Origin of the sequence: Streptomyces sp. NPDC048191 (assembly GCF_040652655.1) — a bacterium.
Classification (GTDB): Bacteria; Actinomycetota; Actinomycetes; order Streptomycetales; family Streptomycetaceae; genus Streptomyces.
In genome coordinates this window covers 31,635-40,832 of sequence record NZ_JBEZMO010000050.1, presented here as the reverse complement: position 1 = coordinate 40,832, position 9,198 = coordinate 31,635, and the positions used below count along the sequence as shown (strand labels likewise).

At 66.5% G+C, this 9,198-nt stretch carries 10 protein-coding genes and 3 pseudogenes; 6 read left to right on the top strand and 7 right to left on the bottom strand.

The window, feature by feature from the left end:
• The 6 genes and pseudogenes from AB0D93_RS39835 to AB0D93_RS39810 form a co-directional block, all read left to right on the top strand.
• Positions 1 to 84 (top strand): annotated as a pseudogene (locus AB0D93_RS39835) (IS5/IS1182 family transposase); the annotation flags it as partial.
• On the top strand, positions 81 to 662 hold the full coding sequence (locus tag AB0D93_RS39830) for a DUF692 family multinuclear iron-containing protein (RefSeq protein ID WP_362131099.1): 582 nt from the start codon (positions 81 to 83) through the stop codon (positions 660 to 662). The pseudogene AB0D93_RS39835 and the gene AB0D93_RS39830, both read left to right, overlap by 4 nt.
• The gene (locus tag AB0D93_RS39825) at positions 662 to 1,516 is read left to right on the top strand and encodes a hypothetical protein (protein WP_362131087.1); all 855 of its coding nucleotides are present in this window, start codon (positions 662 to 664) and stop codon (positions 1,514 to 1,516) included. Before AB0D93_RS39830 ends, AB0D93_RS39825 begins: the two co-directional genes overlap by 1 nt.
• Positions 1,517 to 1,684: 168 nt before the next feature.
• Positions 1,685 to 1,954: a hypothetical protein gene (locus AB0D93_RS39820; protein ID WP_362131084.1), complete on the top strand. Its 270-nt coding sequence runs from the start codon at positions 1,685 to 1,687 to the stop codon at positions 1,952 to 1,954.
• Positions 1,955 to 1,963: 9 nt separating this feature from the next.
• Positions 1,964 to 2,224, top strand: a pseudogene (locus AB0D93_RS39815) (hypothetical protein); the annotation flags it as partial.
• On the top strand, positions 2,190 to 3,377 hold the full coding sequence (locus tag AB0D93_RS39810; protein WP_362131081.1) for an aminotransferase class III-fold pyridoxal phosphate-dependent enzyme: 1,188 nt from the start codon (positions 2,190 to 2,192) through the stop codon (positions 3,375 to 3,377). The pseudogene AB0D93_RS39815 and the gene AB0D93_RS39810, both read left to right, overlap by 35 nt.
• 61 nt (positions 3,378 to 3,438) lie before the next feature.
• On the opposite strand, the gene AB0D93_RS39805 is transcribed toward AB0D93_RS39810, so the two are convergent.
• The 7 genes and pseudogenes from AB0D93_RS39805 to AB0D93_RS39775 all read right to left on the bottom strand — a co-directional run bounded on the left by AB0D93_RS39805 (position 3,439) and on the right by AB0D93_RS39775 (position 9,147).
• Positions 3,439 to 3,705, bottom strand: coding sequence for a hypothetical protein (locus AB0D93_RS39805; RefSeq protein WP_362131078.1), 267 nt, complete (start codon positions 3,703 to 3,705; stop codon positions 3,439 to 3,441).
• 78 nt (positions 3,706 to 3,783) lie between these two features.
• Positions 3,784 to 4,122, bottom strand: coding sequence for a helix-turn-helix domain-containing protein (locus AB0D93_RS39800; RefSeq protein ID WP_362131096.1), 339 nt, complete (start codon positions 4,120 to 4,122; stop codon positions 3,784 to 3,786).
• Positions 4,111 to 4,479: pseudogene (locus AB0D93_RS39795) on the bottom strand (transposase); the annotation flags it as partial. The gene AB0D93_RS39800 and the pseudogene AB0D93_RS39795, both read right to left, overlap by 12 nt.
• 188 nt (positions 4,480 to 4,667) lie before the next feature.
• Positions 4,668 to 5,906: a beta-ketoacyl-[acyl-carrier-protein] synthase family protein gene (locus tag AB0D93_RS39790; RefSeq protein ID WP_362131075.1), complete on the bottom strand. Its 1,239-nt coding sequence runs from the start codon at positions 5,904 to 5,906 to the stop codon at positions 4,668 to 4,670.
• Entirely contained in the window at positions 5,903 to 6,166 is a 264-nt protein-coding gene (locus AB0D93_RS39785) for an acyl carrier protein (RefSeq protein ID WP_362131072.1), read from the bottom strand. The genes AB0D93_RS39790 and AB0D93_RS39785 overlap by 4 nt, the downstream gene beginning before the upstream one ends.
• Before the next feature lie 62 nt (positions 6,167 to 6,228).
• Positions 6,229 to 7,239, bottom strand: coding sequence for a beta-ketoacyl-ACP synthase III (locus AB0D93_RS39780; RefSeq protein WP_362131069.1), 1,011 nt, complete (start codon positions 7,237 to 7,239; stop codon positions 6,229 to 6,231).
• Positions 7,240 to 7,422: 183 nt separating this feature from the next.
• Complete coding sequence (locus AB0D93_RS39775) at positions 7,423 to 9,147, bottom strand: fatty acyl-AMP ligase (RefSeq protein WP_362131093.1); 1,725 nt, start codon at positions 9,145 to 9,147, stop codon at positions 7,423 to 7,425.
• Positions 9,148 to 9,198: the final 51 nt, after the last annotated feature.

Sequence of the window (9,198 nt, the reverse complement as noted above, 5' to 3'; positions counted from 1 at the left end):
CGCGTCTTCCGCAGAGCCCGCTGCAGCCCTAACCGCATGACGGTCATCGCCGCTGCCGTCCTCACCCTGGAGCGTCAACGCTGAAAAGGCTCAGTGACCACTTGTCCTTCACCCGCGCCGGTGACGTGGCCCTCGGAACACTCGTTCCTCTGCCACGCGCGCGGGAGGTGGCCCGTGAGGTGGGCCGCCGTGCTCAGAGTACGCAAGCAGCAGTCGGTGTCCCGCTCCTGCTGGAGAACATCACCTATTACATGGACCTGCCCGCTCCCTTGACGGAAGCGCAGTTCATCACAGAGGTGATGGAACATTGCGAGTGCGGCCTGCTGCTCGACTTGACCAATTTGGACATCAACGCACGCAATCACCGCTACAGCCCCGAGGAGTTCCTGGATTCCATCCCGCTGGAACGCGTGGTCCAGATTCATCTGGCCGGCGGACAGGACGGCGTAGGAGACGCAATGGCGCTGGACACCCATGCGGCATCCGTGCCTGAGCGAGTGTGGACGTTGCTGCGTGAGCTGGTGGGGCGGGCTCCTGTTCGCACGACGCTGCTGGAGCGGGACGCTCTCTACCCCGAGGACTTCACCGAACTGCAGGCCGACCTCGACCGCGCCCGCGCAACGTTGCTCGAGGCCCCCACCCCCGGCAAGGAGATGGTGTGATGGGTGTCCGGGAAGCCCTCGCCGAGATTCTGACCACGCCGGCCATCGTGCTGGCCCAATGGCGAGAGCATCCGCAATCGCTGCGGGACCGTCACCAACTCTCCCAGGCGGAAGCTGACATGCTGCTCACTGCCGCCACCCACGCCGGATGCCAGGTGACCGCCGATCAGGTACGTTTCAAGCTGCGCACTGCGCTGGAGTGTGCCCTGCCGCGCACCGTCGCAGAAGCAGACGCCCGCCATGGCCCCGTTGTCGAGGAGTTCGTGCGCAACACCGTGCGCCGGCCGTTCCTCGACAAGGAGACTGCGTTGTTCGCACTGGGCGACACATTCCTGGCCTGGATCGCCGGACAGGTGCCGGACGGACTCATTGATTTCGGGCAGTTCGAACTCGTGCGTAACCGGCTGGTCCATGACCCGGTAGCCGCCGAGGCTGCGAGAACATGGGCGCACACCGATCACGGGACGAGCCCGGCAGCCGGCCGAGAACAGGTCGCCCGCAGCCGGCTCACCCTGTCGGCAACGGTACGCCTGGCCGCGTACGACCACGACGTCACCGCTGTGCAGGCACCACGAAACCTGCCCCGACAGCCCGTCCACGTGATGCTCCACCGCAGATGGAAACAGCCCCCGCGCATCTACCGGGCCGGCATGGGAACGACACTCCTGCTGAGCTTGTGCGACGGGACCAGAACCGGCTCTGACATAGCAGGCATCTCCGGCATCGAAGCCGGTGCCGCGATGGACACACTGCAACGGCTTGCCAAGGCCGGCGTGGTGACCCCGAACCTTCCCATACCCAACCCAGCGTCGCCCGGAGCCACCAGTACCGGCGGAAACACACATCCCGGATGACGCCACCAACCCTCCACCGCAACATCCCCAGCCCACCCGCCCCCCAATTTCGTGTCTCGTGTACGGGCATCACCATCCAACACACGGACACGACACCCAGCCCGAAAACGAGCCGGCCCCTCGTGACACCGCACCAGCGGCATCACCATCCCCAAAAAGGAGAACACCATGCCCACCGCAACCCTCACCCGGACGACAGCTCCGGAGGAACTCCTCCAGTTCGAGACCGTCCCCCACCTCTCCGACGACAATGGCATCCAACAGCGCGCCGAAATCTGCGATGTTGTCACCTGCGGTATTGTCATGTGCGGTATTGGCAATTGGCAGGCGCACGGGTTCGAAACCGTCCCCGACCTCTCCGCAGACGACGGCATCCAACGGCGCGCCGAGGTTTGCAGGTGCAGTTGCCACCGTTGTGGGACTTCCTCGCGCACATAGGCGCTGAACATGGGGTCGGCCGCCGGTTGCATGCGTACGGCGGCCGGCCTACGCCCGGCATCGCACCCTTCCATGAGCCCTCACACCCGCCGCCACGCTCACTCCGGTGCACCGGCTGGCCCCCACAGCGTCGCCCGTGACACCTCATCGCTGCTGCTGCCGAACACCGTGGTCGGCGGCCCCAACAGCCCTCGGTGCATCGTCGGCGGACGGGGCGCACTGCTGTGGGACAGCGGTGGCCGTCACTACATCGACACCACTGCCGGGCTCAGCGCGTGCGCCGTCGGATACGGCCACCCACAGCTGGTCCAGGCCGCCACCCTCCAGATGCAGCGCCCGCCTCGCCTCCTTTCCCCTCCTCGCTGGATGCGTCAACGAACCGGCCATAAGCCTTGCCGACCGTCTGAGGTCCATCGCGCCAGCCGGACTGTCGAAGGCTTTCTACACCAGCGGCGGAAGCGAAGGGGTGGAAATGGCGCTCAGATTCGCCCACCTCGCTCACTTCAACACCGGCGAGTCCGAGCGCACGCTGATCCTCACCCTCAAGGGGGCCTACCACGGGGCAACTGCCGGGGCACTGGGTGTCACGGAAATCGACGCCCTTCACCACGGGCTGAAGGACTCACGGCCGCTGAGCATCCCGCTGTCTCTCCCTCACGCCAGGCCGCTGGGCCCCGACGCCACGGACATTCTGATCAACGAACTGGAGCAGACAATCGCGGTAGTTGGCGGTGAGCGCATCGCCGCGTTCACCGGCGAGCCCGTTCTCGGCATGGCCGGCATGATCCCTGCACCCCACGGCTACTGGCCGCGCCTGCAGCAGATTCTCAAGCAGCACCGGATCCTACTGATCGCTGACGAAGTCGCTACCGGCTACGGCCGCACGGGAGATTGGTTCGCCTGCCCACATCAGGGAATCGAGCCCGACATCACGGTGACTGCCAAAGCACTAACGAGCGGCTACATCCCCATGGGCGCCGTCCTGGTCAGCGATCACGTCATCGACATGCTCCACGGAACCCAGCTGACCCACGGTTTCACCTTCGGCGGCCACGCCGCCGCAGCCGCAGTAGCGCTCGCCAACCTGAACATCATCGAACAAGAGCACCTCACCGCCCGCGCCGCCAAACTGGGTACACAAATACTCCAGCAGCTCAAGCCACTGGAAGAACTCCCATGGGTCGAAGAGGTACGCGGCACCGGACTGATGCTGGCCGTCGAACTCACGCCCCGCGCAACCGCCGCCGCTCGCGATCTCCCCGCCCGCGCAGCCGCAGCAGGCGTCCTCCTGCGCAACTCCCCCCGCCAGATCTGTCTGACACCCCCCCTAGTTATCACCGACGGACAGGCACAACACATCATTGACGTCATCACTACAGAAATCCGCGCTCTGGGAGCAAGCACGCTCCACCCGGCGGACTGAACCGTTCCGGGTTGATCGAGACTCCGGGAGGTGTCAGCGACTTTGTATAAATCCTTGGGGTTCACATGGCGTTGAGCCTGTCCTCGAAGAAGAGTGAGAACTGGCCGTGGCTGACATGGATGTTCAGGCCCAGACCGAGCTCCGCGTGGGCCCGGCGGGTGCCGTAGGTGCCGCGGGAGGCGGTGTGGATGCCCACGATGGCCTCGGTCAGCCAGGCGTGCTTGACCAGGCGGTTCGACGGCGGCCGGTCACGCCAGGCGTAGTATCCGGGCTCTGCGACATGCAGCACCCGGCAGGCAAGCTGCATCGGCAGTTGCTCACGGGCCATCACGCGGATGGCTTCGAACCGCCTTTTGGGGACGTCACCTCGCCCAACAGTTCGGCAGCCCGCCGGTGGATGGCCAACTCAGCCTCCAGCTCGGCGATACGCTTGCGGACCGCAGTGAGCTCGGACTGGTCGCTGCTGGTCGTACTGGGGCAACTGCCCCGTATCGATGAGGTGCTGGCGACGCCAGACATAGATCGTCTGGTCACTGATGCCGAGAAGTCGGGCGACCTCGGCTACCTTCCTGCCGGATGCGACAAGATCGAGAACCTGACGGCGCGCGCGAGTCTGCCGGGGGAAAACGCCGCCTGGCCGGTGACCTGGCGGCGCACGACGCGTAGTGAGCGGGTGAAGGAGATCCGGTTGGGGTCCTGATCGGCTTGTCGTGCGACCTGGTGCATCACCGGCGAAGACGCCGATCTGGCAGTTCTCGGTGCGGCCGGCAGTTCCGGAGTACTGACGTTGAACCCCCGTGGAGGTGATGCCCTTCTTGATGAACCCGGTGTCGTCGATGATGAGAACGCCGTCGCTCTCGCCGAGCTTGTCGGCGACGTATTGCTGCAGGTCGTCGCGGATGTCGTCGGGATTCCACTTCGCTCCGGCGAGCAGGTGCTGCAGGCCGTCAGGGGTGGAGTGACCTGCCTGCTCGGCCAGTTGCCAGCTGTACTTTCGGGCCACCGGGGCGAGCAAGCCGCGTACGTAGTCGCGCATGCGGCGGCGTAGTTCCACCCGGCCGAAGCGATGGCCGGTGGTCACGAAGAGATCGTCCAGTTCCAGGTCCCACTGCTCGGCAACACGCTCGGTGATCACGTGACGAGACTGCCCAGCACCCTGTCACTACCTGCGGCGCTGTCGCACGATCGAGGGGCGGCCTGCCGAAGGCCACCCCTGACCACTCCGCGGCCCACCACACTCCAGCCGCCCAGCGAAAACCGCAGGTCAGACAGCGAAATCCTGCTGGAGCACTAGGCAGGCAGGTCGGAGGTGAACGCCAGAACGACGTTGTGGCCTCCGAACCCGAACGAGTTGCTGATCGCTGCAGCCACCCGTTGCGGCCGGGCTTTGTCCGTGACGTGGTTGAGGGTGCCTTCCGCTGCCGCCCCGTCGAGGTTCGCGGTTGGGGGGACCAGCTGGTGCTCGATGGTGAGGACTGTGAGAGCGGCCTCGATGGCTCCTGCTGCACCCAGTGCGTGCCCCAGGACGCCTTTTGGCGCCGTCACCGTCGGTCCATGGGGCAAGGCCCGACTGATCATGGCGGCCTCCGCCGCGTCGCCCAAGGGCGTCGATGTGGCATGGGCGTTGACATGATCGATGTCGGCAGGGGCGAGCCCGGCGTCGCGGAGCGCCTGGCACAAGGCGATCTCCGATCCTGCTCCCTGTGGGTGCGGCGAGGTGGGATGGTAGGCATCCGTGCTGGCTCCGCAGCCCGCAAGGTAGGCGCGGGGGCGTCGCCCGCGGGCGGCTGCGTCCCGGGTTCGCTCCAGCACGAGGATTGCGGCCCCTTCGGACATGACGAACCCGTCTCGCTCAGGTGAGAAGGGACGGGAGGCACCGGATATGTCATGACTGCGGGTGGACAGTGCTCCCATGCGATGGAATGCGGCCATTGTCAGCGGGTCGACAGCCATCTCGGCTCCGCCTGCCAGTACGATGTCGCACAGTCCCGACGTCAGTAACCCGCGGGCCGTCATCAGGGCGCTTGCTCCCGATGCGCAGGCCGTCGCGGTCGCCAGACTGGGCCCGTGGATCCCCAGGCTCAAGGCTACTTCTCCGGCAGGCATATTCGGCAGCGCCATCGGCATCGTCAACGGAGACACACTGATGGGGCCTTTGTCGACGAGCCTCAGTGCCTGGATGCGCCACTGAGTAAGATCTCCGATGCCGCAGCCGACGACCACTCCGACCCGAGTGGCGTCCCACGAGGCCGTATCCAGTCCCGCGTCCACGACGGCATCATGGCTTGCCGACACCGCCGCCTTCACGACCGGGCTCATCCGCCACGACGAACGTGCTGGCGCCCCGCGCCCGAGTGCAGTCGCTTCCTGCAGGCTGCAGGAGAAGTCCACGGGAAGCCCGCTCAGCCGTGGATCGGCGGCCGCGGCCGGTCTGCCCCGACACACCTCTTCCCAGGTAGGGCGGGTGCCGTCACCAGCCGGGGTGATCAATCCGAGGCCCGTGACGGCAACCGCAGGAGCCCCCGTCATCCGGCGTGCCGTTCCGCGTTGGCCGCGACCGTGACGAGTTCGGCGAATTCCGCCAGGCTATTCGCGGAAGTTACGCCGTCCTCGGTCACAGTGACACCCAGTTCCTCGCTGAGAACAACGGCCAGCTCAGCCAGAGCGAGAGAGTCCAGCTCGAGGTCACCGATCGTCCTGCCCGGCTCGATGTCGTCGGCTGGGACGGCGAACTTGCTGATGAGCGCGCGGCGAAGAGCACTGTAAACGACGTCGCTTGTTGGGGACATGCGGAGATTCCTTAGGTTGTGGATGGGTGGTGCTTCTGTCACGGTCGGCCGGCGAGGTCCACTCACGGGTGGGGCGCCGGGCTCTGAGGTAGATCCGGCCAGATCAACGCGGCGGAGCCCCAGGTCAGCCCACCTCCGAAACCGGCAAGCACAATCCGTTCGCCCGCTTGGAGGACGCCGTCCCTGTCGGCGTGGGCCAGTGCCAGTGGAATGGAGGCTGCCCCTGTGTTGCCGACGACAGCGAGGTTGCCGACGTTCTTATGCTTCGGGAGTGCAATCCGTTCGCAGACGGACGACAGGATTCGGGCGTTCGCCTGGTGACCGACGAATCGGTCAATGTCCTGTACCTGCCATCCGAGGCGGTCGAGTAGGGCGTTCACCGAGTCGCTCATACGTACCACGGCGTGCTTGTAGACCTCGGGCCCGCGCATCCGGAAGTAGTGGTCTCCGCCCGCCGCCGGCTGCCCGGTGGACCGGTGCCGGGACCCGCCCGCGGGCACGGTGATGAGGTCCGCCTGCGTGCCGTCGGTTCCGAGATCGAAACCGAGCAGAGCGCCGTGCTCGCCGGCCACGCCTCGGTGCAGGAGCACGGCGCCTGCACCGTCGCCGAACACGACGCCTGCTGATCGGTCCTCAGGGTCCAAAAGCGTGGAGTACACATCAGCGGCTACCAGAAGGAGCCGTTCGGACACTCCGGCCGCGACGAGTCCCGCTGCAGTAGCGAGCGCATAGATGAACCCGCTGCAAACCGCCGCGACGTCGAAGGCCGCAACCGGCCCGAGTCCGAGGCGGGCCGCCAGGGCCGGCGCGGTGGCGGGCAACGGGTGATCGGGGGTCGAGGTCGCCAGGATCAGCGTATCGACGCGTCGGTCTCCGGCAAGAACGCGTCTGGCTGCCTCGAAGGCAAGGTCCGAGGTGGCGGTCCCCGGGCCCGCACGGTGCCGGCTGGAGACTCCGGTGCGTGAACGGATCCAGGAATCAGTCGTCAGCCAGGCCTTTGGCAGTTCGTCGTTCGTCACCCTCCGCTCCGGCACCCAGCCGGCCACGCCTTTCAGTACGCATGCTGCTGTCATGGCGACACCCCCGGGGTGACGTTCCGGTCAGCCCTGAGCCCCAACGGCAGGCGGAGCCGGCTCCGAGACGCCCAGGCGGAGGCCGCTTCGATCTTTTGCAAGGGATGTCGGCGGTGCACCGGAGGCGTCTGTGACATCCCCGCGAGCTGTCCGACCAGCTTCGCTGTGGTGAAGACGATCCCCCTACCAGGCATGCAGTCCGCCCTCCTGCAAGAGACGCTTCGTCTGCTTCCGCTGCACCTTTCCGCTGGTGGTACGGGGCAGGGACCCCGGCTTTAGGAACACCACCTTGGCGACACCCACCTGGTGCGAGTCGGAGACCGCGCTCCGCACGGCCCGCGTGATCTCTTCCCTGGACACTTCACCGCGTTCGGGTCGGGTCCCGGCGTCAGTCACGATCCGGTGCGGCCGCGTCGTCTCGGCCACGACGCAGACCTTGGTCTCAGTACCGTCTCCCCACTCGAACACGGCCACGCGGTTGCGGGCCACGGCCGCATGGCTCTCCTCGACGCTCAATTCGATGTCCTGGGGATGGACATTGCGACCGTCGACGATGATCAGATCATCCGTTCTCCCGGTCACGAACAGCTGGCCGTCGTCGAGGAAGCCGAGATCATGCGTCCGCAGGTAGGGTCCCTCGTCCGAATCCGCTAGCCGACCACCGAAAGTCGCGGCAGTCGCATCGGGATTGCCCCAGTAGCCCCGGGCCACGTTGGCACCCGCCAGCCAGATCTCACCAACATGCCCTGCCGCACACGGGCGCCGGGTCTCGGGGTCGACGATCCGTGCCCGAAGGTTGGCGGGAAGCCTGCCAACGCCCACCAGCGGTCGGCTCGGTTCATCGTCTCCGGCGGAAAGCACGCGCCCCTTGCTCTCCAGGGCACACGTCCGCGCGTGGATCACTCTTGCGTCACCGGGCCGACGGCTGCCGCTCACGTAGACGTTGGCTTCGGCGAGCCCGTAGCTGGGCATGAAGGCCGACATCCGAAATCCGCTGTTGCTGAAATTGGCTGCGAAGCGGTCCAAGGTCACGGCCCGCACGGGCTCGGCTCCACTTAGCGCATACTTCCACCCGTGTAGATCGATGCTGTCGCGTTGCTCTGGTGTGATCCGTTCGGTGCACAGGTCGTAGGCGAAGTTCGGGGCGGCTGAGAACTGGGCCCCATAGCGGTCGATCGACTGCAGCCAGACCGACGGGTCCATGAGAAAGGTCATCGGGGTCATGACGACCGCGCGGCCGCCCAGGAAGGGGGGCAGCAACAGCGTGGCCAGCCCCATGTCGTGGAAGGGCGGGAGCCAGGTGACGCCGGTGAAGTCCGTGCTCTTGCCGGCCTCCTGTCCGATGCCGCCGGCGATCGCCGCGAGGTTCTCCGTGACGTTCCCCTGGGTCAGGATGACCCCCTTGGGCGCACTGGTGGAACCGGATGTGTACTGAAGCAGAGCCACACTGTCACTGCTGGATGTCGGATCCTCCAAGCCTGCGGCGAGTGCGACATCAACGTCGCGCGGCGCCAGCCGAGGGATGCGGGCGTCTCCCATGGGGGAGGCGGGTCCGCACCCGACGAGTTCCGGAGTGGTCAGCACGACACCGGGCGTGCAGTCGTCGACGATCCCCCGCAGCCGGTCCGTGTGACGCTGCACCCCGAAGGCACCGTTGGGGCTGGGTACCGGAACGGCAATGACTTCGGCGTAGGAGCAGGCGAAGAAGGCCGTGAGGAAGTCCAGTCCGGGCGGCAGTACGAGCAGGGCACGGGCTCCGGAGTCGACAAGGTCGCGCATAGCCGCGGCAACCGCCCGAGCCCTCGTGTCGAGCTCGCCGTAGGCGAGGGTCTCCTTCTCCGCCCCGTCCGAACCCAGAGTGATGCAGGCTGTCCTGTCCGGATACCTGTGTGCCGCCCAACGCAGCACGTCGGTCAAGGTGCTGCCCCCCGGATGCCGGCGCACGGGGACGTGCTGGCG

Excerpts from the sequence above, each read along its gene's own strand:
- AB0D93_RS39825 (WP_362131087.1), top strand. The coding sequence starts at position 662 with ATGGGTGTCCGGGAAGCCCTCGCCGAGATTCTGACCACGCCGGCCATC.
- AB0D93_RS39820 (WP_362131084.1), top strand. The coding sequence starts at position 1,685 with ATGCCCACCGCAACCCTCACCCGGACGACAGCTCCGGAGGAACTCCTC.
- AB0D93_RS39805 (WP_362131078.1), bottom strand. The coding sequence starts at position 3,705 with ATGGCCCGTGAGCAACTGCCGATGCAGCTTGCCTGCCGGGTGCTGCAT.
- AB0D93_RS39790 (WP_362131075.1), bottom strand. The coding sequence starts at position 5,906 with ATGACGGGGGCTCCTGCGGTTGCCGTCACGGGCCTCGGATTGATCACC.
- AB0D93_RS39785 (WP_362131072.1), bottom strand. The coding sequence starts at position 6,166 with ATGTCCCCAACAAGCGACGTCGTTTACAGTGCTCTTCGCCGCGCGCTC.
- AB0D93_RS39780 (WP_362131069.1), bottom strand. The coding sequence starts at position 7,239 with ATGACAGCAGCATGCGTACTGAAAGGCGTGGCCGGCTGGGTGCCGGAG.